This is a genomic window from Pseudomonas sichuanensis (genome assembly GCF_003231305.1).
GTDB lineage: Bacteria > Pseudomonadota > Gammaproteobacteria > Pseudomonadales > Pseudomonadaceae > Aquipseudomonas > Aquipseudomonas sichuanensis.
Genome location: NZ_QKVM01000038.1, coordinates 39,877 through 62,807, shown reverse-complemented (window position 1 = coordinate 62,807; position 22,931 = coordinate 39,877). Strand labels below are relative to the sequence as shown.

Sequence of the window (22,931 nt, the reverse complement as noted above, 5' to 3'; positions counted from 1 at the left end):
CCGCGAAGGGGCCAGCAGTGCCAGCCGCTCAGCGTTTGTTGGCGAGCAAATAGAGACCCACGGCCAGACCAACGGCACACAGGCACGCCACGTAGTAGGCCGGTGCCATGGGGCTGAACTTGAGCAGCGCGGTCACCACCATCGGCGTCAAACCGCCGAAAATGGCGTAGGCCAGGTTGTAGGAGAACGACAGCCCACTGAAGCGCACCACCGGCGGAAACGCCTTGACCATCACGTACGGCACGGCACCGACGATACCCACGCACAGCCCGGTCAGGGCGTACAGCGGGAACAGCAGGTCCGGGCGGGTCGGCAGGCTGTGGTAGAAGGCCCAGGACGAAGCCAGCAGCGCCAGGCTGCCGATCACGAACACGCGCCCTGCGCCGAAACGGTCGGCCAGGCTGCCGGCGGCGACACAGCCCAGGCTGAGCAGCACGATGGCCAGGCTGTTGGCCTTGAGCGAATCGGTGGGGCTGACGTGGTAGAGGCTCTGCAGCAGGGCCGGGGTCATCAGGATGATCACCACGATGCCGGCCGACAGCAACCAGGTGAGCAGCATCGACAGGATGATCGCGCCGCGGTGGTCGCGCAGCACCGCACGCAGTGGCAGCTCCTCGGCCAGGGCCTTGCGCGCCTGCATCTCGGCGAACACCGGGGTTTCATGCAGCCAGCGGCGCAGGTAGACCGCGAAGAAGCCGAACACCCCACCCAGCAGGAACGGGATGCGCCAGGCGTAGTCGGCCACTTCTTCCGGGCTGTAGATCGTGTTGATCAGCGTCGCCACCAGCGAGCCAAGCAGGATGCCTGAGGTCAGGCCGGCAGTGAGGGTGCCGCAGGCATAGCCGGTGTTGCGCGCCGGCACGTGCTCGGAAACGAATACCCAGGCGCCCGGCACTTCACCACCGATGGCCGCCCCCTGGATGACACGCATCAACAGCAGCAGGATCGGCGCCCACAGGCCGATCTGTGCATAAGTTGGCAGCAGGCCCATGACCAGGGTCGGCAGCGCCATCATGAAGATGCTCAGGGTGAACATCTTCTTGCGCCCGAGCAGATCGCCGAAGTGGGCCATGACGATGCCGCCCAGCGGCCGTGCCAGGTAGCCGGCGGCGAAGATGCCGAAGGTTTGCATCAGGCGTAGCCATTCGGGCATGTCGGCGGGGAAGAACAGCTTGCCCACCACCGTGGCGAAGAACACGAAGATGATGAAGTCGTAGAACTCCAGGGCACCACCGAGGGCGGACAGAGAGAGGGTCTTGTAGTCGCTGCGGGTCAGCGGCCTGGAAGGCTGCTCGATACTGCTCGGCACGGAGGTCATCGCTGCTCGTTCTCTTTTTAGTGTGCAGGCCGCTTGGCATGCGGCTTCTGGATTGGGTAGCGGGTGAAGATAACAAATTGCCGAGCAGCGCTCATAGCGGTACAAAATCCGTACAGATATTCATGAATGTGACGTCGTCGCTGGCTGTAAGGGTCTATATACTGCCCGCTCGTAGGAAAAGGTTGATTCTGGTGCGGGATGTTGTGCGAAAACGTCGGTCTCTATTGTCAGACTGTTTCGCAGAGTCTCCCCCTTGGCCGCCCCCGAAGCGAAATCAGCGTAGTATGCGAGCAGCTGAATCGTTTTTACGGCGTCCTTCACTGCGCCACCCACGAAGCGTCACGGGTCAGAGGCCCCACGGCATGATTGAGCTCGAACAAGAAGATCCTATCCCGCAGGGCGATCTGGCCTTGCAGATCACCGCGCTGCCGCGCGAAACCAACGGTTTTGGCGACATCTTCGGCGGCTGGCTGGTCGCGCAGATGGACCTGGCCGGTACCGCCATGGCCAGCCGCGTTGCCGGTGGCCGCGTGGCCACGGTGGCCATCGACCGCATGGCCTTCCTGGTGCCGGTGGCCGTGGGCGCGCAGCTCTCCTTTTATACCCAGACCCTGGAAATCGGCCGCAGCTCGATCCAGATGATGGTCGAGGTGTGGAGCGACGATCCGTTGTCCAGCGAATGGCGCAAGGTCACCGAAGCGGTGTTCGTGTTCGTCGCCATCGACGGCAGCGGCCGCACCCGCTCGGTGCCTCGTCGCTGAGCCAGGCGAGCGGTAAACTCATTGCAGGCTAACGGGTCCAACGGCCCGACAGGCATTCAATGAGACGAGCGCAATGGCTACCTATCAGGTCGACACCGAGCAACACGGCGAACTCAACTGCTGGCGCATCACCAGCGACCGTGCCGAACTTCTGATCGCCCAGCAGGGCGCGCAGGTCCTCAGCTATCAGCGCATCGGCGAGCCGCCCCTGCTGTGGCTGAGCGACCAGGCCATCTTCCGTCAGGGCAAGTCAGTGCGTGCCGGGGTACCGGTGTGCTGGCCCTGGTTCGGCAATCTGCAGCGCAACCCGCAATCGGTCCAGAACATGTTCCAGGGCGAACAGGCACCGGCCCACGGCTTGGCCCGTGGCCGCGACTGGCAGTTGCTCGGCATGGAAGAATCAGGCGACAACCTGCTTATCGAGTTCACCCTGCCCGAAGCCCAGGGCGAACTGCCAGACTGGCCCCATGAGGTCGAGCTCAAGTTGCGGGTGGAGCTGGGCGATCAGTTGCAACTGACCCTCACCAGCTACAACCTCGGCAATACCAGCGTCACCCTCAGCCAGGCCCTGCACAGTTACTTCGCCGTGAGCGATGTGCGCCAGGTGCAGGTGGAGGGCGTCGATGGCCTGGGCTATATCGAAACCCTGGCCGACTGGGAGCAGCGCCAGCAGCAGGGCAACCTGGGCTTCGCGGGCGAGACCGATCGCATCTACCTGAACGCCCCCCAACGCTTGAGCATCGTCGACCCTCACTGGAATCGACGCATCACCCTGCAGGCCAGCGGTTCACGCAGCGCGGTGATCTGGAACCCCTGGACCGATCGAGCCCGGGAGCTGGCGGACATGGCCGACGATGGCTGGCAGCGCATGCTGTGCATCGAGACGGCGAACGTGTGGGATGACGTGGTGGAGCTCAAGCCTGGGGCAAGTCATGCGCTGAGCGTAGTGATCGGTAGCGAAGCGCTCTGAAATCGCCATCGCGGGGCAAGCCCGCTCCCACGCATCAGCCCATGAACATGCGTGGGAGCGGGCTTGCCCCGCGATGGGTTTCACGGCTGATCAAAGATCGGCATCCTCCACCACCCTCACCTTCCCCGCATCCAGCGCATAGGCCGCATCGGCCAGGTCATTGCTGACCTTCTCCACCTTCAACTGGCCGGTCACCCACAGCGGCGTGTAGATATCGTCGATCTTCAACCCTTTCGGATACCGCACCAGCACCAGCTGGTTCGGCGGCGGCGGCGGTACATGGATGCAGGCGCCAGGGTACGGCACCAGGAAGAACAAAGTGCTGTTACCCTTGGCATCGCTTTCCAGCGGCACCGGGTAGCCGCCCAGGCGGATCTGCTTGCCGTTCATGGCGGCCACGGTCTTGGTCGAGTACATCACCGCCGGCAGGCCCTTGCTCTGCTTCAGGCCACCCTTGGCAGTGAACACACCCTGGGCTTCTGGGGAGTTGTGGTCGATTTCGGGCATCTGCTCGAGGGCCTTCTGGTCCGACTTGGGCATCAGCTCCAGCCAGTCGGTTTCAGGCAATTCGGCATGGGCCAGGGTGCTGGCAAGCAGCAGGGGGATGAGGAAAAACGCACGCATGGAAATGCTCGGCAACTCAGGTTTGAATTGCCGAGCATTCTAGCCTGTGTTCAGTTCTTCTTGATGAAGCCGTAGATCACCAGAAGGATGATCGCGCCGACCAGGGCCCCGAAGAAGCCCGCCGCCTGCCCGGCCTGGTAGATGCCCAGGGCTTGCCCGCCATAGGTGGCGGCCAGTGAGCCGGCGATGCCGAGGAGGATGGTCATGATCCAGCCCATGCTGTCGTCCCCGGGTTTCAGGAAGCGCGCCAGCAGGCCGACGATCAGGCCGATGAAGATGGTTCCAATGATGCCCATGGCAATCCCTCTAAGGTGAAAGTGGAACAAGCCAAAGCCTAGACAGCGCTTTGGCTTGTCGCCATTTCAGAGGGGCCGTTGCCGCAAGAAGTTCGCTCAGCCGGCGATCAACGCTTCTACTTCAGCGATCTTGGCCTTGAGCGTGGCCATGTCGGCGCAACGCAGGGTGGCGTGACCGACCTTGCGCCCGACCTTGAAGGCCTTGCCGTAGTGGTGCAGGTGGCAATCGTCGATGGCGGCCACCTTGGCCACCGCCGGCACTTCGCCGATGAAGTTGAGCATGGCGCTCTCACCGACCTTGGCGGTCGAGCCCAGCGGCAGGCCGGCAACGGCACGCAGGTGGTTCTCGAACTGGCTGCACTCGGCGCCTTCGATGGTCCAGTGCCCGGAGTTGTGCACGCGCGGGGCGATTTCGTTGGCCTTCAGGCCACCGTCGACCTCGAAGAACTCGAAGGCCATCACGCCGACGTAGTCCAGCTGCTTGAGCACGCGGCCGACGTAGTCTTCGGCCAAGGCTTGCAACGGGTGCGCCTCGCTGGCCACCGACAGCTTCAGGATGCCGCTGTCGTGGGTGTTGTGCACCAGCGGGTAGAAGCGGGTTTCGCCATCACGGGCGCGCACGGCTACCAGCGACACTTCGCCAGTGAACGGCACGAAACCTTCCAGCAGGCACGGCACGCTGCCCAGTTCGGCGAAGGTGTCGACGACGTCTTCGGGTTTGCGCAGGACCTTCTGGCCCTTGCCGTCATAACCCAGGGTGCGGGTCTTGAGCACGGCCGGCAGGCCGATGCTGGCCACGGCGGCGTCGAGGTCGGCTTGCGAGAGGATGTCGGCGAAGGCTGGGGTGGGGATCCCCAGGTCACGGAACATGCTCTTCTCGAACAGGCGGTCGCGGGCGATGCGCAGGGCTTCGGCGCTCGGGTACACCGGCACGAACTGCGACAGGAAGGCGACGGTTTCCGCCGGCACGCTTTCGAACTCGAAGGTCACCAGGTCGACTTCGTCGGCCAGCTGACGCAGGTGGTCCTGGTCGCCGTAGTCGGCGCGCAGGTGCTCGCCCAAGGGGGCGGCGCAGGCGTCCGGGGCCGGGTCGAGGAAAGCGAAGTTCATGCCCAGCGGGGTGCCCGCCAGGGCCAGCATGCGGCCCAGCTGGCCGCCACCGATTACACCGATCTTCATATCGTCAGCCTCAAGCCTGGCGCGGGTCTGGATTGTCCAGCACGGTGTCGGTCTGCTCAGTGCGGAACTGCTTGAGCGCCGCGTGGAACTGCGGGTGCTTGGCACCGAGGATGCTCGCCGACAGCAGGGCCGCGTTGATCGCGCCGGCCTTGCCGATGGCCAGGGTGGCCACCGGGATACCGGCCGGCATCTGCACGATCGACAGCAGCGAATCGACGCCCGAGAGCATCGACGACTGCACCGGCACGCCCAGCACCGGCAGATGAGTCTTGGCGGCGCACATGCCCGGCAGGTGGGCGGCGCCACCGGCACCGGCGATGATCACCTCGATGCCACGGCCTTCGGCCTCATCGGCATACTGGAACAGCAGATCCGGGGTGCGGTGGGCGGAAACCACCTTCACTTCGTAGGGAATGCCGAGTTTTTCCAGCATATCGGCGGTGTGGCTAAGGGTGGACCAATCGGACTTGGAGCCCATGATCACGCCAACCAGTGCACTCATCGTCGAGCCTCTTCGCTTGTGCGCCCGCAGGCGCGTCAAAAAACAACAAGCCACGCGGGACGACCGGCGTGGCTTGTTTGCTGATCTGGACCGGAGCTATCCGGTCGAAAGGCCGCGCAGTATAACGTAACGCAGGCCCATCACGGCACCCCCGGCGACCAACTGTCGCCCTTATTTTTCGGGGCTTTGGCTGACTTTCGGGTCAACTGAACCGCCTTCCAGCTTGCGCCATAGCAAACGCACGTTGGCCTTGCGCACCAGGGCACAGCGATAGAGGCGGATTTCCAGCGGCACATGCCACTGGCTGGCGCCACAGACCACCAGCTCGCCACGTTCCAGCTCGCCGCGCATGGACAATTTAGGCACCCAGGCGATGCCCATGCCTTCCAGCGCCATGCTCTTGAGGCTGTCGGCCATGGCCGTTTCATACACCGTGGTATAGCGCAGGTTGCGCTGGCGCAGCAGCAGGTTGACCGAACGGCCGAGGAAGGCGCCGGCGCTGTAGGCCAGCAAAGGCACGCTGCCCTCGCCTTCCAGGTCGAACAACGGCTTGCCATCGGGCCCCACCGCACACACCGGGAGCATTTCGGTGTTGCCCATGTGCAATGAAGGGAAGATTTCGGCGTCCATCTGCAGCGCGGCGTCCGGGTCGTAGAACGCCAGCATCAGGTCGCAGCCGCCCTCGCGCAATGCATGCACCGCATCACCCACGTTGGTGGCGACCAGGCGGGTGGCGATGTTCAAACCGTCGTTGCGCAACTGGGCTACCCAACGCGGGAAAAACCCCGAGGCCAGCGAGTGCGCCGCCGCCACCTGGATCACCTCGCCCTGCCCGCCTTCAAGGTGATGCAAATGCCGAAGAACTTCGCTCAACTGGTCGACAACAGTACGCGCGGTGACGAGAAACAGCTGCCCGGCCTCGGTCAGTTCGATGGGGGTGCGGGAACGATTCACCAAGGTCAGCCCCAGGGCTGCTTCCAGGCTGCGGATGCGCCGGCTGAAGGCTGGCTGGGTGACGAAGCGGCGCTCGGCCGCTTGCGAGAAACTGCGGGTTGAGGCCAGGGCACTGAAGTCCTCCAGCCATTTGCTTTCGAGGTTCATCGACTACTCCGCAACGCGTGCACCAAAATGGAACACGCTCGATTGTCAATCGGCGTCACATCAAACCGTATGCCGTTTGTGCATAGGTTAGCGTGCAACAGCATTGGCCGCCAAATCTGCCCAGCCCTAGCATTGGCGGCATTCCGGCAGGTGCCGGGTCAAAATCGAGATGATATCCATCATGTCCTCCGCTGCATCGTTCCGCGTCGAAAAAGATCTGCTTGGTACCCTTGAAGTCCCTGCCGATGCCTACTACGGCATCCAGACTCTGCGCGCTGCCAACAACTTCCACCTCTCCGGTGTTCCGCTGTCGCACTACCCGAAACTGGTAGTCGGCCTGGCGATGGTCAAGCAGGCAGCTGCTGACGCCAACCGTGAGCTGGGGCACCTGAGCGATGCCAAGCACGCCGCGATCAGCGCAGCCTGCGCACGACTGATCAAGGGCGACTACCACGAGCAGTTCGTGGTGGACATGATTCAAGGCGGTGCTGGTACTTCCACCAACATGAACGCCAACGAAGTCATCGCCAACATCGCGCTGGAGGCCATGGGCCACCAGAAGGGTGAGTACCAGTACCTGCACCCGAACAACGATGTGAACATGGCGCAGTCGACCAACGACGCCTACCCGACCGCGATCCGTCTGGGCCTGCTGCTGGGCCACGACGCCCTGCTGGCCAGCCTCGACAGCCTGATCCAGGCGTTCGCTGCCAAAGGTAAAGAGTTCGACCACGTACTGAAGATGGGCCGCACCCAGCTGCAGGACGCCGTACCGATGACCCTGGGCCAGGAATTCCGCGCCTTCGCCACCACCATGACCGAAGACCTGCAGCGCCTGCGCTCGCTGGCTCCGGAACTGCTGACCGAAATCAACCTGGGCGGTACCGCCATCGGTACCGGCATCAACGCCGACCCGGGCTACCAGGCCCTGGCCGTACAGCGCCTGGCAACCATCAGCGGCCAGCCGCTGGTGCCGGCTGCCGACCTGATCGAAGCCACCTCCGACATGGGCGCCTTCGTGCTGTTCTCCGGCATGCTCAAGCGCACCGCGGTCAAGCTGTCGAAGATCTGCAACGACCTGCGCCTGCTGTCCAGCGGCCCACGCACCGGCATCAACGAGATCAACCTGCCGGCGCGCCAGCCAGGCAGCTCGATCATGCCAGGCAAGGTCAACCCGGTTATCCCGGAAGCCGTCAACCAAGTCGCCTTCGCCATCATGGGCAACGACCTGGCCCTGACCGTCGCCGCCGAAGGTGGCCAGCTGCAGCTGAACGTGATGGAGCCGCTGATCGCCTACAAGATCTTCGACTCGATCCGCCTGCTGCAACGCGCCATGGACATGCTGCGCGAGCACTGCATCGTCGGCATCACCGCCAACGAACAGCGCTGCCGTGAACTGGTCGAGCACTCGATCGGCCTGGTCACCGCCCTGAACCCGTACATCGGCTACGAAAACGCCACCCGTATCGCCCGCGTTGCCCTGGAAAGCGGCCGCGGCGTGCTGGAACTGGTGCGCGAAGAGAAGCTGCTGGACGAAGAGATGCTCAACGACATCCTGCGTCCGGAAAACATGATCGCTCCACGTCTGGTTCCGCTGAAGGCGTAACCCGACCGCAGCAAACTGTCTCACCAGGTCGAGGGACTAGACACCTCTCAACCTTTCAAGGGCCCGAGCGTACGCATCGGGCCCTTTTTTTATGCCCACTCCCTGCGCCATCTCTGTAGGAGCGGCCTTGTGCCGCGAAAGGGCTGCAAAGCAGCCCCAGCGTTACCACATAGATTGCCGGGGCCGCTGCGCAGCCCATTCGCGGCACAAGGCCGCTCCTACACGGCACACAACTTGCTCCATAATGCCCCTCAGCCCCACGGGACACCGAGCATGCTGCACAGCCACCTCACCACCCTCAATGCCGTTTCGCTGATCCTCCAGGTGTTCCAGGAACAAGACGTGGACGCGCAGCAACTGCTCGCCGGCAGCGGCATTGGCCTGGCAGACCTTGAGCACCCGGACGCCCGCATCACCACCCAGCAAGAGCTGCAGGTGTGCGCCAACGCCCTGGCCCGGCGCGAGGAAATCGGCCTGGAACTGGGCCGGCGCATGCATGTGTCGTGCTACGGCATGCTCGGTTACGCGTTGCTCTCCAGTGCCACTTTGGGTGACGCCCTGCGCCTGGCGCTGAGCTTTCCGGCACTGCTGGGAACAGTCTTCCAGTTGCGCCTGGTGGATGATGGCCAGCGCGTCTGGCTCAGCGCCAGCGACCACTATGACGCGCCAGGGTTGGCCGCCTTCAATGCCGAGTTCTGCCTGGTGTCGCTGAAAGTGATCTGCGACGACCTGCTTGGCCGCCCGCTGCCCTTGCTGGCGGCACGCTTCGAACACCCCCGCCCTGGTTACCACGCGCTCTACGCCGGTGCATTCGCCTGCCCGCAGGGCTTCGATGCGGGCGACAACGCCTTCGCCTTCGAACGCCGCTGGCTGGACATGCCGCTGCCGCTGGCCGACCCGATCACCCACAAGGCGATGAGTGAACGCTGCCGGCGTTTGAACCTGGAGTTCACCGGGCGCCAGGCCTGGCTGGGGCGGATTCGCCAGTTGCTGCTCCAGCAGCTGGATGCCGCGCCCGGGCTGGAGGGCCTGGCGCGGCAGATGAACTGTTCGTCGCGCACTTTGCGCCGGCACTTGCAGGCGCTGGGCAGCAGTTATCAACAGCTGCTCGATGAGCTGCGCTTCGAGCGGGCCAAGCAATTGCTGGCCGAGGACCAGATGCCGATCTATCGGATTGCCGAAACGCTGGGGTTCAGCGAGACCGCGAGTTTCAGGCATGCCTTCCAGCGTTGGAGCGGTGTGGCGCCGAGCCATTTTCGCGGTTGACCTGAACCGGCCCTATCGCGGGGCAAGCCCGCTCCCACGCATTGAATGAGATCGGCGTGGGAGCGGGCTTGCCCCGCGATAGGGTCTGCCAGGATGACTTGGCCATATTGATCCCCTTTTGGCCGTTTGCAACGTCCCCCGGTATGCCGGCCGCCCACCAGAATGGGCCCACGCCAGTGATTACCCGGAGAACAACAAATGCTGACGATCTATTCCGATGACCACCGCCTGCACCACGGCCGCTGCGAGCTGATCGACGGCAAGCTGATGCCCTGCTTCGAGATGCCCTCGCGCGCCGACCATGTGCTGGAGCAGGTGAAAAAGCGCAACCTTGGCGACGTCCAGGGCCCCACCGACTTCGGCCGCGCCCCGCTGCAGCGCATCCACAGCGCCGACTACCTGAACTTCTTCGAAGGCGCCTGGGCACGCTGGGCCGCGCTCGGCCACGACGGCGACCTGCTGCCCTTCACCTGGCCGGCACGCACCCTGCGCCAGGTCAAACCTACCGGACTGCATGGCGAACTCGGTTACTACAGCTTCGATGCCGGCGCGCCGATCACCGCCGGTACCTGGCAGGCCGCCTACAGCGCCGCGCAAGTCGCGCTCACCGCCCAGGCAGCGATCCAGCAAGGCGCCCACTCGGCCTTCGCCCTGTGCCGCCCGCCAGGGCACCACGCCGCCGCCGAAGTGATGGGCGGCTATTGTTACCTGAACAACGCCGCGATCGCCGCCCAGGCCTTCCTCGACCAGGGCCGGCGCAAAGTGGCCATCCTCGATGTCGACTACCACCACGGCAACGGCACCCAGGACATCTTCTACCAGCGCAACGATGTGTTCTTCGCCTCGATCCACGGCGACCCGCAGGACGAGTTCCCGTTCTTCCTCGGCTATGCCGACGAGACCGGCGAAGGTGCAGGCGTTGGCTGCAACGTCAATTACCCACTGCCCGCCGGTAGCGACTGGGCGGCCTGGAGCGCCGCGCTGGAAGCGGCCTGCCAACGCATCGCCGAGTACGACGCCGACGTGCTGGTGATCTCCCTCGGTGTCGACACCTTCAAGGACGACCCGATCTCGCAGTTCAAGCTGGACAGCCCGGACTACCTGGAAATGGGCAAACGCATCGGCCAACTCGGCAAGCCAACCCTGTTCGTGATGGAAGGTGGCTACGCTGTGGAAGAAATCGGCATCAACGCGGTCAATGTGCTGGAAGGCTTCCAGCGCGCCCAGCCAGGAGCCTGAACATGGTCCGACTCAAGCGTCTGCTCGCCCCACTCATCGCCGCCAGCCTGTTCACCGGCGCCCTGCAGGCCAACGCCGCGCCAGGCACCCTGCGGGTGTACAACTGGTTCGACTACATCACCCCGCAAACCCTCGTCGACTTCCAGAAGGACAGCGGGGTCAAGCTGATCTACGACATCTTCGACACCAACGAGGCGCTGGAAGCCAAGCTGCTGACCGGCAATTCCGGCTATGACGTGGTGGTGCCGTCCAATGTGTTCCTTGCCAAGCAGATCGAGGCCGGGGTGTTCCAGCCCCTGGACCGCAGCAAGCTGCCCAACTGGCAGCACCTGGACCCTGCGCTGATGAAGCTGATCGAAGCCAACGACCCGGGCAACAAGTTCGCCGTGCCTTACATGTACGGCACCGTGCTGATCGGCTTCAACCCAGCCAAGGTCAAGGCGGTACTCGGTGACGACGCACCAGTGGACAGCTGGGACCTGATCTTCAAGGAAGAGAACATCGCCAAGCTCAAACAGTGCGGCGTGGCGCTGCTCGACTCGCCGTCGGAGATTTTGCCGTTGGCGCTGTCGTACCTGGGCCTGGACCCCAACAGCGGCAAGCCGGCGGACTATCAGAAGGCTCAGGACCTGCTGATGAAGATCCGCCCGCACGTGACCTATTTCCACTCCTCCAAGTACATGGCCGACATCGCCAATGGCGACATCTGCGTGGCGGTGGGTTATTCCGGCAGCTTCTCCCAGGCTGCCAACCGCGCGCGCGAAGCCAAGAACGGCGTGGTGGTGGACATGCGCCTGCCGAAGGAAGGCGCGCCGATCTGGTTCGACATGCTGGCGATCCCGAAGAACGCGGCCAACCCGGAAGATGCCCACACCTTCATCAACTACCTGCTGCGGCCTGAGGTGATTGCACCGATCAGTGATTTCGTCGGCTACCCGAACCCGAACAAGGATGCGACCGACAAGGTCAGCCCCGCGATCCGCAACAACCCCAACCTGTATCCGACGGCCGAGGCGATGGCCAAGCTGTATACCCTCAAGCCACTGCCGCGGGATGCCGAGCGGGCGCGTACCCGGGCCTGGACCAAGATCAAGTCGGGGACCTGAACCATCGCGGGGCAAGCCCGCTCCCACGCAGCCTGTGTACGGCCGTGGGAGCGGCGGTTCGGCGCCCCGACTTGCCCCGCGATAGCTACTTCCAGGCCTTACGCAGCCGCATCAATGCATCCGCAATCTGCGCTTCCGGCACCGCCGCAAACCCCAGCACCAGCCCGGCCCGCTTATCCACAGGCACCTCGCTGTCCTCCAGCCAGTAACTACTCAACGGATTGACCTCCACCCCCACCGCCTCGGCCCGGGCAACCAACTCTTGTTCCCGCGCAAAGTTATCCACAGCCACTTTCACATGCAGCCCCGCCGCTACCTCCGGCATTGCCCCCAGCCCCGGCACATCCACCGGCCAGCCAGCCTTCAACACATTCCTGCGCGCCAACGCCGCCCGGCGCATGCGACGGATATGCCGCTGGAAATGCCCCTGGGCCATGAACTGCGCCATGACGCACTGGCTACCCACTTCCGAATGGCGCACCGCCAGCGCCTTGGCCTGGCTGAACACCTGCACCAGCGGTTTGGGCAGCACCAGGTAACCCATCCGCAGCGCCGGGAAAGCGATCTTGCCGAAAGTACCGACGTACAGCACTCGGCCCTGCCGATCCAGCGCAGCCAGCGGTGCCAGGGGAGCGCCGCTGTAGCGGTACTCGCCGTCGTAGTCGTCCTCGACGATCCACCCGCCCCGGCGCTCAGCCCAGGCCAGTAACGACAGGCGCCGGGCCAGGCTCATGGTGACGCCGGTGGGGTACTGGTGGGCTGGGGTCACATAGGCCAGCCGACAGTCCGGCAGCTCGGCCAAGCGCGCACAGTCCATGCCCTCTTCATCCACCGGCACGCCGCTGACCCTTGCCCCCGCCAGGGCGAAGGCGTGCCCGGCGGCGCGATAGCCTGGGTTTTCCACAGCCACTCCGTCACCGGGCTGTAACAGCAGCTGTGCACAAAGGCTGATCGCCTGCTGTGCACCACTGGTGATCACTATTTGTTCAGCCGTGCAGGAAAGCCCCCGCGAGCGACGCAGATACGTGGCGATCAGCTCGCGCAACTGCACTTCTCCCGCCGGGTCGCCATAACCGAGCAGCGCCGGGTCGGGATTTCGCCAGAAACCCGCTTGCAGCTTGGCCCACACCTCGAAAGGAAACAGATCGAAGGCGGGCAGGCCGACCCTGAAAGCCTTCGGCGAGCCGCTTCTGGGTGGCGGCAAGTGATGATTTTTCAGGCGCTGCAAGGGCTCGCTACACGCGGTGAAACTGGATAAATCCTCAGTATCAGATGCCTGAAATGTGGATAACCCTGTTGATAAACCCCGGGATAACCCTGTGGACAGTTGTGTGGATAGTTTTCCCAGCCGGCTCACGTAGGTGCCATCGCCCACACGGCTTTCGATGAAGCCTTCGGCATACAGCTGGTCATAAGCGCGCACCACGCTGTTGCGCGACAACCCCAGCATCGCCGCCAGGTCGCGGGTAGCCGGCAGCCGCGTGCCACCTTCCAGGCGCCCATCCAACACGCGGGCGCGCAGTGCTTGATAGAGCTGCTGGCTGAGCCCGCGGCGACGGCGGTCGAGAACGATGCCGGCCGGGTCGAAAGGCAGTGCGTGAGTACGTTCGCTCATGGCATTGGACCTATAAAAACAGTCATGAATGGCTCTTACACAGATCCAATAGCCTGCCTAGGATGAAGCCACAGCACAAGGATCCCCCGGCATGTACAACAGCAAACCGCACCAGGAACACGACCTCGGCCGCCTGCACCAGCACATGCTGCAAACCCGCCTGGCCACACTGATCAGCCACGGCGAACAGGGGCTGCTGGCCACCCACTTGCCGATGCTGGTCGCCACCGATGAGGGTGAGTTCGGTACGGTCTATGGCCACCTCGCCCGGGCCAACCCGCAATGGCACGACCTGGCGCAAGGCGCCGAAGCGTTGCTGGTATTCCCCGGCGCCGACGCCTATGTGAGCCCCGGGTTCTACCCGAGCAAGGCCGACAATCCCAAGGTGGTGCCCACCTGGAACTACACGGCGGTGCATGCCTGGGGCCCGGCGGCGGTGATCCATGAGCCCGCCTCCTTGCTCGACATCGTCAGCCGCCTGACCGACCGCCATGAGCAAAGCCGCGCAGCGCCGTGGCGCGTGGCCGATGCCCCTGCGGACTACCTCGACAGCATGCTGCGCGCCATCGTTGGCATCCGCCTGCCCATCACCCGTTTGCAGGGCGCACGCAAACTCAGCCAGAACCGCTCGGCACAAGACATCGCCGGGGTACGCGCAGGCCTGGCCGCCAGCGCCGACCCTGTGGATAACCAACTCGCCGCGCACATGCGCGACCTCTGAAGGAAAAGGCCCATGACCAGCATCACCCTGCGCCCGGTGGGCGCCAACGACCACGCCGCCTGGCTGCCCCTGTGGCAGGCCTACCTGCGCTTCTATGAAACCGAACTGCCCGAGGCGGTCAGCGCCAGCACCTGGCAACGCCTGCTGGACGAGCACGAACCGACCCATTCGGCGCTGGCCTGGGTCGATGGCAAGGCGGTGGGGATGGTCAACTTCATCTACCATCGTTCCAACTGGAGCATCGAGCCTTCCTGCTACCTGCAAGACCTCTATGTGGACAACGCAGTGCGCGGCCTGGGCATCGGCCGGCAGCTGATCGAGCATGTCTACGCCACGGCCAAGGCCGACGGCTGCGCCAAGGTGCACTGGCTGACCCACGAAACCAACGCCACCGCCATCAGCCTGTACGAGCAGGTTGCCGAGCGCCCCGGCTTCATCCAATTTCGCAAAGTACTGTAGGCCGCCCATGACCGACGCATTGAACTGGAAAGCCGCCGGTACGCCCAAGGCCGACCCAATTGAAGGCCGTTTCATCCGCCTGGAAAAACTCGACCCGGCGCGCCATGGCGATGACCTGTGGGAGGTGCTGCAAGGGCCAGGTTCGGACCCGGTGCTGTGGGACTACCTGCCCTATGGCCCGTTCGTCGAACGCACCGGCTTCGACCGTTGGCTCGACGGCAACGCCGCCAGCCGCGACCCGCTGTTCTACAGCGTGATCGACCGCGCCAGCGGCCAGGTGCAGGGCATCCTCAGCTACATGTCGATCGTGCCGGAACAGGGCCGCTTCGAGATCGGCCATATCGCCTTCGGCGCTGCCATGCAGCGCACGCCCAAGGGCACCGAGGCGGTCTATCTGTTGGGCAAACTGGGCTTCGCGCTGGGCAACCGCCGGCTGGAGTGGAAGTGCAATAACGCCAACGCCCGCTCCAAACGCGCCGCCGAGCGGTTCGGCTTCGTCTTCGAAGGGGTGTTCCGCAATCACATGGTGGTCAAGGACCGCAACCGGGACACGGCGTGGTATTCGATTACCGATGCCGAATGGCCGGCCGTGGCGGCGGGGTTCGAGCGTTGGTTGAGTGAGGAAAACCAACAGCCTCAGGGCCAGGTAGAAACCCTCGAGGCATGTCGCAAAGGCTGAAAAGTTGACTGGGGCAGCCGGCCTCTTCGCGGGTAAACCCGCTCCTACAGTGCAGAGCCTGAGGCTAGCGCGCTAACTGTGGGAGCGGGTTTACCCGCGAAGAGGCCGGCAAACTCAGCGCAAAAAAAAGGGGAGCGACCGCTCCCCAGAGGTTAACTGCTTGCAGATGAAGGCGTTGAATCAGCCTTCGATCTCGATCAGGATCTCGCCCGGGGTGACCCGGTCGCCCTTGGCCACATGGATGGCCACGACCTTGCCGGCGATCGCCGCCTGCACTTCGGTCTCCATCTTCATGGCTTCGGTGATCAACACCGCTTGGCCGGCCTTGACCACGTCACCTTCCTTAACCAGCACATCGACGATGTTGCCCGGCATGGTGGTGCTGACGTGGCCCGGTGCGCTGGCCTGCTTGCGCTTGCTGCTGCCACCGCCGACGAACTCGTTGAGTGGCTCGAACACCACTTCTTCCGGCATGCCGTCGATGGACAGGTAGAAGTGACGCTTGCCTTCGGCCTTGACGCCCACGCCGGTGATGTCGACGCGGTAGGTTTCGCCGTGCACATCGATGACGAACTCGGTCGGCACGCCTTCACCGCCCACCGAACCCACCGCGCCGGCTTCCGGAATCGGCAGCAGGGCTTCGGGGGTGAGGGTGCCGGCTTCGCGCTCTTCGAGGAACTTGCGCCCGATGTCCGGGAACATGGCGAAGGTCAGCACGTCTTCTTCACTGCGCGCCAGGGCGCCGATGTCACTGCGCAGCTTGGCCATTTCCGGCTTGAGCAGGTCGGCCGGGCGCACGTCGATCACTTCTTCGCTGCCGATGGCCTGGCGGCGCAGTTGCTCGTTGACCACGCCCGGGGCCTTGCCGTAACCGCCCTGCAGGTACAGCTTCACTTCGTTGGTGATGGTCTTGTAGCGCTCGCCGGCCAGCACGTTGAAGAACGCCTGGGTGCCAACGATCTGCGAGGTCGGGGTGACCAGCGGCGGGAAGCCAAGGTCTTCGCGCACCCGTGGGATCTCTGCCAGCACTTCGCCCATGCGGTTGAGCGCACCTTGCTCCTTGAGCTGGTTGGCCAGGTTGGAAATCATCCCGCCCGGTACCTGGTTGACCTGCACGCGGGTATCCACGGCGGTGAACTCGCTCTCGAACTGGTGGTACTTCTTGCGCACGGCATAGAAGTACAGGCCGATTTCCTGCAGCAGCTCCAGGTCCAGGCCGGTGTCGAACTCGCTGCCCTTGAGCGCGGCGACCATCGATTCGGTGCCCGGGTGGCTGGTGCCCCAGGCGAAGCTGGAAATGGCGGTGTCGATGTGGTCGACACCGTTTTCGACGGCCTTGAGCTGGCACATCGCGGCCAGGCCGGCGGTGTCGTGGGAGTGGATGAACACCGGCAGCGACTGCTCGGCCTTGAGCGCCTTGACCAGCTCGCCGGTGGCGAACGGGGTCAGCAGGCCGGCCATGTCCTTGATCGCCACCGAGTCGCAACCCATGGCTTCCATCTGCTGGGCCTGCTTCACGAAGGCATCGATGGTGTGCACGGGGCTGGTGGTGTAGGCGATGGTGCCCTGGGCGTGCTTGCCGGCGGCCTTGACGGCCTCGATGGCCACGCGCAGGTTACGCACGTCGTTCATGGCGTCGAAGATGCGGAACACGTCGATACCGTTGACCGCAGCCTTGGCGACGAAGGCTTTGACCACGTCGTCGCTGTAATGGCGGTAGCCCAGCAGGTTCTGACCGCGCAGGAGCATCTGCAGGCGGGTGTTGGGCAGTGCGCTGCGCAGCTTGCGCAGGCGCTCCCACGGGTCTTCTTTCAAGAAGCGCACGCAGGCGTCGAAGGTGGCGCCGCCCCAGACTTCCAGCGACCAGTAGCCGACCTTGTCGAGCTTGTCGCAGATCGGCAGCATGTCTTCGGTACGCATGCGGGTGGCCAGCAGGGACTGGTGGGCGTCGCGCAGGATCGTGTCGGTAACAAAGATTTTCTTGGACATTATTCGGTTCCTCACAGGCCTGCGTGGGCGGCGATGGCGGCGGCGATGGCCAGGGCCAGCTCTTCGGGTTTGCGCTTGATCGAGTAGTTGGTCAGTTCGGGGTGGCTTTCGACGAAGCTGGTGTTGAACTGGCCGCTACGGAATTCCGGGTTGCGCAGGATTTCCTGGTAATACGCGGCGGTGGTCTTCACCCCCTGCACGCGCATGTCGTCCAGGGCCCGCAGGCCGCGGTCCATGGCTTCTTCCCAGGTCAGCGCCCACACCACCAGTTTCAGGCACATGGAGTCGTAGAACGGTGGAATGGTGTAGCCGGTATAGATCGCCGTATCGGTGCGCACGCCCGGGCCGCCGGGGGCGTAGTAACGGGTGATCTTGCCGAAGCTGGGCAGGAAGTTGTTCTTCGGGTCTTCGGCGTTGATGCGGAACTGCAGGGCGAAGCCGCGGTGCTGGATGTCTTCCTGCTTGATCGACAGTGGCAAGCCCGAGGCGATGCGGATCTGCTCGCGGACGATGTCGATGCCGGTGATTTCCTCGGTGATGGTGTGTTCCACCTGCACTCGGGTGTTCATTTCCATGAAGTACACCTCGCCCTCGGCGAGCAGGAACTCCACGGTACCGGCGTTCTCGTAGTTCACCGCCTTGGCCGCGCGCACGGCCAGGTCGCCGATGTAGGCGCGCTGCTCAGGGGTGAGCTGCGGGCTTGGGGCGATCTCGATGAGCTTCTGGTTGCGGCGCTGGATCGAGCAGTCGCGCTCGAACAGGTGCACCACGTTGCCGAAGCTGTCACCGAGGATCTGCGCCTCGATGTGCTTGGGGTTGACGATGCATTTTTCCAGGAACACTTCTGCCGAGCCGAAGGCCTTGGTGGCTTCGGAAATGACCCGGGGGAAGTTCTGTTCCAGCTCCTCACGGCTGTTGCAGCGGCGAATACCGCGCCCGCCACCGCCGGAAGTGGCCTTGAGCATCACCGGATAACCGATGCGGTCGCCTTCCTGCAGGGCTTCGTGGATGTCGGCAACGTTGCCTTCAGTGCCCGGGGTCACCGGCACGCCGGCCTGGATCATGGTGCGGCGCGCTTCGGTCTTGTCGCCCATGCGGCGAATCACGTCAGCGGCCGGGCCGATGAACTTGACCCCGCGCTCGGCGCAGATCTCCGCCAGTTCGGCGTTTTCCGACAGGAAACCGTAGCCCGGGTGCAGGGCATCACAGCCAGTTTCCACAGCCAGGTTGACCAGCTTGCGCGGGTTCAGATAACCGGCCAGGGGCTCGGCACCAATGCTGTAGGCCTCATCGGCGCGCTTGACGTGCAAGGCGTGACGGTCGGCGTCGGCGTAGATCGCCACAGAGCGAATGCCCATCTCGGCGCAAGCGCGCACGATTCGAACTGCGATTTCACCCCGGTTGGCGATCAGGATTTTTTTTATCACTGGAGTCTTCCCAAAGCCGTAGGAACAGACGATCCGGTTTCACCGGTCGGCGCGTGACCAGACGTCGCTGGCCAGTCGCACAATCACCCTAGCGCTGTAGGTCGATAAACAAAAATCAATATTTGTTAGAGCCAGTATTAGCAAAAGCTTATAGTTCGGTAACAAGGTTTTGCCAAATCAGGTGAAAAAATGCGTAAGTCATTGATGCGTATGACATTGCGTCAGTTGCAGATCTTCAATGAAGTGTGTGATTTGCGCTCCTACAGCCGGGCGGCCGAAGAAATGGCGCTGACGCAACCCGCCGTAAGTCTACAGATACGTCAGCTCGAAGAACTGGTGGGCCAGCCGCTGTTCGAGTACGTCGGCAAGAAGCTCTACCTGACCGAGGCCGCCGAAGCGTTGCAACGCGCCAGCCGGGACATCTTCGGGCGCCTGGAGAACCTCGACATGCAGCTGTCGGACATGCAGGGCTCACTGCAGGGTCAGCTGAAACTGGCGATCGAATCCAGCGCCAAGTACTTCGTGCCACACCTGTTCGCCGCCTTCAAGCAGCGCCACCCGGAGGTCAACCTGACCTTGACGGTGGTCAACCGGGCCCAGGCGATCAGGCGCCTGTCGGACAACCGCGACGACCTGATCATCATGTCCATGGTGCCCCAGGACATGGGGCTGGAGTTCCTGCCCTTCCTCAACAACCCGATCGTCGCCGTGGCGCCGCCGGACCACCCGCTGTGCAAGCTCCAGAGCCTGCGCCTGCAGGACCTTGAACCTCATACCCTACTGGTCCGCGAGCAAGGCTCGGGCACGCGCAAGGCCTGCGAGGAGTTCTTCAAGGACAAGCGCGTGCACTTCACCCAGACCCTGGAGGTAGCCTCCACCGATTCGCAGCGTGAATGCGTGGTGGCGGGCCTCGGCATAGCCCTGCTGACCCGCCATGCGGTCAACCTGGAGCTGGCCACCGGCCTGCTCAAGGAGTTGCCGGTGGAAGAGCTGCCGCTGTACCGCAGCTGGTGCATCGTGCAGGCCAAAGCCAAGCGCCAGTCACCGGTGGCCTTGGCGTTCCAGGCATTCATCCGCGGCGAACGTGCGCAGATCAGCGCACTTGTTGAGCGTTTTTCGGGGAAGTTGCCGCCGATACCTGCCACACCGTGATGTCCTGCAGCTCGGGGTAGTCGGCCAGCGAGCGCAGCAATTCGCGGCGGTCGCAGTAGCTTTCGATCGCGCGGCGGAACTCCATGCGGCGCTGGTCCTTTTCCTGCTGCTTGCGAGCCTTGGCGTTGGGTTGGTACGAACCGTCGTGTTCACGTGCCATTGCCTGTCTCCCAGATAGGATGGGGGGGAGTTTCAGACTGGCGCTGCAGGTTTACCGTTTGGCGGTGGAAGGGTGACAGAATCGTGAATTTTCGCTGTCTTTGCCTGCCATATCGTAGGCTTGGAGCGCCCCCACAGGCCTGGCGAATGGCTCGAAGTCAGCGCCTATCCTGTGGGAGCGGCTTTAGCCGCGAAGCAAGCGACAGGGTGCATGGCACCGGCTTCGCCGGTGTTCGCGGCTGAAGCCGCTCCCACAGAGCCGGTGTCGCTTCAGAAGTTGGCGATGAGGCCCATGCAGGTCAGTCGTCTGTAGCCTTGATCGACTTGGGCGACAAACGCAGGCTGCGCAAACTGCGCTTCACGCTCTTGAGGTGGTTGACCAGGCTCGGGCCACGTGCCATGGCCACGCCCATGGCCAGCACGTCGATCACTACCAGGTGGGCAATGCGCGACGTCAGCGGGGTGTAGATTTCGGTGTCTTCGTGCACGTCGATCGCCAGGTTGACCGTCGACAGCTCGGCCAGCGGTGTCTGGCTGGGGCACAGGGTGATCAGGTTGGCACCGCTCTCGCGCACCAGGTTGGCGGTGATCAGCAGGTCCTTGGAGCGCCCCGACTGCGAGATGCACACTGCCACGTCACCCGGCTTCAACGTAACCGCCGACATCGCCTGCATGTGCGGGTCGGAATAGGCCGCAGCAGTAAGCAGCAGACGGAAGAACTTGTGCTGGGCGTCGGCGGCCACCGCGCCGGACGCGCCAAAACCATAGAACTCCACGCGCTGCGCCTGGGCCATGGCACTCACCGCTTGCTGCAGGGCCTGCGGGTCGAGGTGCTCACGCACTTCCATCAGTGTGTGCAAGGTGGTGTCGAAGATCTTCAGGCTGTAGTCGGCAACCGAGTCGTCTTCATGGATGGCGAACTGGCCGAAACTGGCCCCGGCGGCCAGGCTCTGCGCCAGCTTGAGCTTGAGGTCCTGGAAGCCCGAACAACCGATCGCCCGGCAGAATCGCACGATGGTCGGCTCGCTGATCCCCACGTTGTGCGCCAGGTCGGCCATCGAACTGTGCATGACGGCAGCCGGATCGAGCAGCACGTGGTCGGCTACTTTGAGTTCCGATTTGCGCAACAGGTGGCGCGATTGGGCGATATGTTGCAACAGATTCACGGTCTGGACTCGGTTATGATCGGCTGGCCGGGATGTAGCTTTCTTGTAGTTATACTACATGCTCGCCAACCCGCCCAGTTAAACGAACGTGGAGAGTGGTGGTTTGACTATACCTTGCGACATCCTGGTCTTCGGCGGCACTGGCGATCTGGCCCTGCACAAGCTGCTTCCGGCGCTCTACCACCTGTATCGCGAGGCCCGCCTGCACAATGCCGTGCGGATCATCTCCTTGGCCCGCCGGCCGTTGCCGCGCAACGACTACGTCAAGCTCGCCGAACGCCACTGCCGCGCACAGATCGCCCGCCAGGACTTCGACGAGGAGGTCTGGCAGCGCTTCTCGGCGCGCCTGGACTACTTCCCCATGGACGCCGCGCAAAGCGCCGACTTCGGCCGCCTGGCGCGCTACCTGGGCGAGCCCGGCGGGCTGACACGCATCTACTACCTGGCCACCGCGCCCCAGCTGTTCGTGCCCATCGCCAACCACCTGCGCATCGCCGGCCTGGCCGACCACGAGGCGCGCATCGTGCTGGAAAAGCCCATCGGCCATTCGCTGGAGTCGGCCACCGCGATCAACGAAGCGATCGGCGCAGTGTTCGACGAGCCCCAGGTGTTTCGCATCGACCACTACCTGGGCAAGGAAACGGTGCAGAACCTCATGGCCCTGCGCTTCGCCAATGCCCTGCTGGAACCTGTGTGGCGCAACAGCCAGGTGGATCATGTGCAGATCAGCGTCTGCGAAACCCTCGGCGTGGAGAGCCGCGGCGCCTACTACGACCGCGCTGGCGCCACCCGCGACATGTTGCAGAACCACCTGCTGCAGTTGCTGTGCCTGGTCGCCATGGAGCCGCCGGCGCAGTTCGACGCCGAAGCCGTGCGGGACGAGAAGGTGAAGATCCTGCGGGCCCTCAAACCGATCACTGGCCAGGACGTGCAGGACAAGACGGTGCGCGGCCAGTATGGCACCGGCAAGATCGGCGGCCAGGAAGTACCCGCCTACTACTTCGAGAAAGATGTCGACAACGACAGCGACACCGAGACCTTCGTCGCCGTCCAGGCGCACGTCGACAACTGGCGCTGGGCTGGGGTGCCGTTCTACCTGCGTACCGGCAAACGCATGGCGCGGCGCTCGTCGCAGATCGTCATCCAGTTCAAGCCGGTGCCCCACGAGCTGTTCAGCGGCGGCCAGGTCAACCAGTTGCTGATCCAGCTACAGCCGGACGAGCACATCAGCCTGCGCATGATGACCAAGAGCCCCGGCAAAGGCATGCGCCTGGCGCCCGTCGAGCTCGACCTCAACCTCGCCCAGGCGTTCGCCCAGACCCGTCGCTGGGACGCCTACGAGCGCTTGCTGCTGGATGTAATGGAAGGTGACTCCACGCTGTTCATGCGCCGTGACGAGGTGGAGGCCGCCTGGGCCTGGATCGACCCGATCCTGCAGGGCTGGGAAGAACACTTCCAGGCGCCACGCCCTTACCCCGCTGGCAGCAACGGGCCGGAGCAGGCCAACAGCCTGCTCGCGCGCCAGGGCCAGGCCTGGCACCTGTAACGGCGCTGCACTCTCCTGGAGAACGGCAACCTGGGAACGGCAGCGCGCCG

General features: G+C 63.9%; 22 protein-coding genes. 11 read left to right on the top strand and 11 right to left on the bottom strand.

What is annotated here, in order from left to right; genetic code table 11:
• Window positions 1-28: 28 nt before the first annotated feature.
• Window positions 29-1,318 carry an MFS transporter gene (locus DM373_RS19315; protein WP_110995099.1) on the bottom strand — a complete coding sequence of 430 codons (1,290 nt, stop codon included), beginning with the start codon at window positions 1,316-1,318 and terminating at the stop codon, window positions 29-31.
• Window positions 1,319-1,680: 362 nt separating this feature from the next.
• Here DM373_RS19315 and DM373_RS19310 point away from each other — a divergent pair, with 362 nt between their 5' ends.
• Complete coding sequence (locus tag DM373_RS19310; protein ID WP_003253317.1) at window positions 1,681-2,079, top strand: acyl-CoA thioesterase; 399 nt, start codon at window positions 1,681-1,683, stop codon at window positions 2,077-2,079.
• A 73-nt stretch (window positions 2,080-2,152) separates the two neighbouring features.
• Complete coding sequence (locus DM373_RS19305) at window positions 2,153-3,049, top strand: D-hexose-6-phosphate mutarotase (RefSeq protein WP_110995098.1); 897 nt, start codon at window positions 2,153-2,155, stop codon at window positions 3,047-3,049.
• A gap of 90 nt (window positions 3,050-3,139) precedes the next feature.
• Here DM373_RS19305 and DM373_RS19300 read toward each other — a convergent pair whose 3' ends face one another.
• From DM373_RS19300 to DM373_RS19280, 5 genes are all read right to left on the bottom strand, one after another.
• The gene (locus tag DM373_RS19300; RefSeq protein WP_167409845.1) at window positions 3,140-3,673 is read right to left on the bottom strand and encodes a DUF3299 domain-containing protein; all 534 of its coding nucleotides are present in this window, start codon (window positions 3,671-3,673) and stop codon (window positions 3,140-3,142) included.
• A 50-nt stretch (window positions 3,674-3,723) separates the two neighbouring features.
• Complete coding sequence (locus DM373_RS19295) at window positions 3,724-3,969, bottom strand: GlsB/YeaQ/YmgE family stress response membrane protein (RefSeq protein WP_050707557.1); 246 nt, start codon at window positions 3,967-3,969, stop codon at window positions 3,724-3,726.
• Window positions 3,970-4,065: 96 nt separating this feature from the next.
• Window positions 4,066-5,148, bottom strand: coding sequence for a 5-(carboxyamino)imidazole ribonucleotide synthase (locus tag DM373_RS19290; protein WP_110995096.1), 1,083 nt, complete (start codon window positions 5,146-5,148; stop codon window positions 4,066-4,068).
• Window positions 5,149-5,158: 10 nt separating this feature from the next.
• Window positions 5,159-5,650, bottom strand: coding sequence for a 5-(carboxyamino)imidazole ribonucleotide mutase (purE, locus tag DM373_RS19285; RefSeq protein WP_110995095.1), 492 nt, complete (start codon window positions 5,648-5,650; stop codon window positions 5,159-5,161).
• A gap of 171 nt (window positions 5,651-5,821) precedes the next feature.
• On the bottom strand, window positions 5,822-6,751 hold the full coding sequence (locus tag DM373_RS19280) for a LysR substrate-binding domain-containing protein (protein ID WP_110995094.1): 930 nt from the start codon (window positions 6,749-6,751) through the stop codon (window positions 5,822-5,824).
• Window positions 6,752-6,932: 181 nt separating this feature from the next.
• On the opposite strand from DM373_RS19280, the gene aspA reads away from it, so the two are divergent.
• From aspA to DM373_RS19260, 4 genes are all read left to right on the top strand, one after another.
• Complete coding sequence (gene aspA, locus DM373_RS19275; protein ID WP_110995093.1) at window positions 6,933-8,357, top strand: aspartate ammonia-lyase; 1,425 nt, start codon at window positions 6,933-6,935, stop codon at window positions 8,355-8,357.
• A gap of 273 nt (window positions 8,358-8,630) precedes the next feature.
• Window positions 8,631-9,623 carry an AraC family transcriptional regulator gene (locus DM373_RS19270; protein WP_110995092.1) on the top strand — a complete coding sequence of 331 codons (993 nt, stop codon included), beginning with the start codon at window positions 8,631-8,633 and terminating at the stop codon, window positions 9,621-9,623.
• Window positions 9,624-9,821: 198 nt separating this feature from the next.
• Entirely contained in the window at window positions 9,822-10,862 is a 1,041-nt protein-coding gene (locus tag DM373_RS19265; protein WP_110995091.1) for a histone deacetylase family protein, read from the top strand.
• A gap of 2 nt (window positions 10,863-10,864) precedes the next feature.
• Entirely contained in the window at window positions 10,865-11,968 is a 1,104-nt protein-coding gene (locus tag DM373_RS19260) for a polyamine ABC transporter substrate-binding protein (RefSeq protein WP_110995090.1), read from the top strand.
• Between the two features lie 85 nt (window positions 11,969-12,053).
• Here the strand turns inward: DM373_RS19260 and pdxR are convergent, their stop codons facing one another.
• The gene (gene pdxR / locus DM373_RS19255; RefSeq protein WP_110995089.1) at window positions 12,054-13,583 is read right to left on the bottom strand and encodes a MocR-like pyridoxine biosynthesis transcription factor PdxR; all 1,530 of its coding nucleotides are present in this window, start codon (window positions 13,581-13,583) and stop codon (window positions 12,054-12,056) included.
• A gap of 91 nt (window positions 13,584-13,674) precedes the next feature.
• Here pdxR and DM373_RS19250 point away from each other — a divergent pair, with 91 nt between their 5' ends.
• Genes DM373_RS19250 through DM373_RS19240 form a run of 3 tightly spaced genes read left to right on the top strand, consistent with a single transcriptional unit; the run spans window position 13,675 to window position 15,442 of the window.
• On the top strand, window positions 13,675-14,304 hold the full coding sequence (locus tag DM373_RS19250; protein WP_110995088.1) for an FMN-binding negative transcriptional regulator: 630 nt from the start codon (window positions 13,675-13,677) through the stop codon (window positions 14,302-14,304).
• Window positions 14,305-14,316: 12 nt separating this feature from the next.
• Entirely contained in the window at window positions 14,317-14,763 is a 447-nt protein-coding gene (locus DM373_RS19245; RefSeq protein ID WP_110995087.1) for a GNAT family N-acetyltransferase, read from the top strand.
• Between the two features lie 7 nt (window positions 14,764-14,770).
• Window positions 14,771-15,442: a GNAT family N-acetyltransferase gene (locus tag DM373_RS19240; protein WP_110995086.1), complete on the top strand. Its 672-nt coding sequence runs from the start codon at window positions 14,771-14,773 to the stop codon at window positions 15,440-15,442.
• A gap of 180 nt (window positions 15,443-15,622) precedes the next feature.
• On the opposite strand, the gene oadA is transcribed toward DM373_RS19240, so the two are convergent.
• Window positions 15,623-17,431: a sodium-extruding oxaloacetate decarboxylase subunit alpha gene (gene oadA, locus DM373_RS19235; RefSeq protein ID WP_110995085.1), complete on the bottom strand. Its 1,809-nt coding sequence runs from the start codon at window positions 17,429-17,431 to the stop codon at window positions 15,623-15,625.
• 11 nt (window positions 17,432-17,442) lie between these two features.
• Window positions 17,443-18,858: an acetyl-CoA carboxylase biotin carboxylase subunit gene (locus DM373_RS19230; RefSeq protein ID WP_110995084.1), complete on the bottom strand. Its 1,416-nt coding sequence runs from the start codon at window positions 18,856-18,858 to the stop codon at window positions 17,443-17,445.
• A 204-nt stretch (window positions 18,859-19,062) separates the two neighbouring features.
• On the opposite strand from DM373_RS19230, the gene DM373_RS19225 reads away from it, so the two are divergent.
• Window positions 19,063-20,010, top strand: coding sequence for a LysR family transcriptional regulator (locus DM373_RS19225; protein WP_167409846.1), 948 nt, complete (start codon window positions 19,063-19,065; stop codon window positions 20,008-20,010).
• Here DM373_RS19225 and DM373_RS19220 read toward each other — a convergent pair.
• Together DM373_RS19220 and hexR are read right to left on the bottom strand one after the other, a co-directional pair.
• Window positions 19,952-20,170 carry a PA3496 family putative envelope integrity protein gene (locus DM373_RS19220; RefSeq protein ID WP_110995082.1) on the bottom strand — a complete coding sequence of 73 codons (219 nt, stop codon included), beginning with the start codon at window positions 20,168-20,170 and terminating at the stop codon, window positions 19,952-19,954. The genes DM373_RS19225 and DM373_RS19220 overlap by 59 nt on opposite strands.
• Before the next feature lie 298 nt (window positions 20,171-20,468).
• Window positions 20,469-21,335 (bottom strand): transcriptional regulator HexR, encoded by an 867-nt coding sequence (hexR, locus tag DM373_RS19215; protein WP_110995081.1) that lies wholly within the window; start codon window positions 21,333-21,335, stop codon window positions 20,469-20,471.
• A 103-nt stretch (window positions 21,336-21,438) separates the two neighbouring features.
• Between hexR and zwf the strand changes: the two genes are divergently transcribed.
• Window positions 21,439-22,881 carry a glucose-6-phosphate dehydrogenase gene (gene zwf, locus DM373_RS19210; protein WP_110995080.1) on the top strand — a complete coding sequence of 481 codons (1,443 nt, stop codon included), beginning with the start codon at window positions 21,439-21,441 and terminating at the stop codon, window positions 22,879-22,881.
• The last annotated feature ends 50 nt before the right edge of the window (window positions 22,882-22,931 follow it).

What these genes read in the sequence shown, in the direction of transcription:
- DM373_RS19315 (WP_110995099.1), bottom strand. Translation starts at nt 1,318, where the DNA reads ATGACCTCCGTGCCGAGCAGTATCGAGCAGCCTTCCAGGCCGCTGACC.
- DM373_RS19310 (WP_003253317.1), top strand. Translation starts at nt 1,681, where the DNA reads ATGATTGAGCTCGAACAAGAAGATCCTATCCCGCAGGGCGATCTGGCC.
- DM373_RS19305 (WP_110995098.1), top strand. Translation starts at nt 2,153, where the DNA reads ATGGCTACCTATCAGGTCGACACCGAGCAACACGGCGAACTCAACTGC.
- DM373_RS19300 (WP_167409845.1), bottom strand. Translation starts at nt 3,673, where the DNA reads ATGCGTGCGTTTTTCCTCATCCCCCTGCTGCTTGCCAGCACCCTGGCC.
- DM373_RS19295 (WP_050707557.1), bottom strand. Translation starts at nt 3,969, where the DNA reads ATGGGCATCATTGGAACCATCTTCATCGGCCTGATCGTCGGCCTGCTG.
- DM373_RS19290 (WP_110995096.1), bottom strand. Translation starts at nt 5,148, where the DNA reads ATGAAGATCGGTGTAATCGGTGGCGGCCAGCTGGGCCGCATGCTGGCC.
- purE (WP_110995095.1), bottom strand. Translation starts at nt 5,650, where the DNA reads ATGAGTGCACTGGTTGGCGTGATCATGGGCTCCAAGTCCGATTGGTCC.
- DM373_RS19280 (WP_110995094.1), bottom strand. Translation starts at nt 6,751, where the DNA reads ATGAACCTCGAAAGCAAATGGCTGGAGGACTTCAGTGCCCTGGCCTCA.
- aspA (WP_110995093.1), top strand. Translation starts at nt 6,933, where the DNA reads ATGTCCTCCGCTGCATCGTTCCGCGTCGAAAAAGATCTGCTTGGTACC.
- DM373_RS19270 (WP_110995092.1), top strand. Translation starts at nt 8,631, where the DNA reads ATGCTGCACAGCCACCTCACCACCCTCAATGCCGTTTCGCTGATCCTC.
- DM373_RS19265 (WP_110995091.1), top strand. Translation starts at nt 9,822, where the DNA reads ATGCTGACGATCTATTCCGATGACCACCGCCTGCACCACGGCCGCTGC.
- DM373_RS19260 (WP_110995090.1), top strand. Translation starts at nt 10,865, where the DNA reads ATGGTCCGACTCAAGCGTCTGCTCGCCCCACTCATCGCCGCCAGCCTG.
- pdxR (WP_110995089.1), bottom strand. Translation starts at nt 13,583, where the DNA reads ATGAGCGAACGTACTCACGCACTGCCTTTCGACCCGGCCGGCATCGTT.
- DM373_RS19250 (WP_110995088.1), top strand. Translation starts at nt 13,675, where the DNA reads ATGTACAACAGCAAACCGCACCAGGAACACGACCTCGGCCGCCTGCAC.
- DM373_RS19245 (WP_110995087.1), top strand. Translation starts at nt 14,317, where the DNA reads ATGACCAGCATCACCCTGCGCCCGGTGGGCGCCAACGACCACGCCGCC.
- DM373_RS19240 (WP_110995086.1), top strand. Translation starts at nt 14,771, where the DNA reads ATGACCGACGCATTGAACTGGAAAGCCGCCGGTACGCCCAAGGCCGAC.
- oadA (WP_110995085.1), bottom strand. Translation starts at nt 17,431, where the DNA reads ATGTCCAAGAAAATCTTTGTTACCGACACGATCCTGCGCGACGCCCAC.
- DM373_RS19225 (WP_167409846.1), top strand. Translation starts at nt 19,063, where the DNA reads ATGCGTATGACATTGCGTCAGTTGCAGATCTTCAATGAAGTGTGTGAT.
- DM373_RS19220 (WP_110995082.1), bottom strand. Translation starts at nt 20,170, where the DNA reads ATGGCACGTGAACACGACGGTTCGTACCAACCCAACGCCAAGGCTCGC.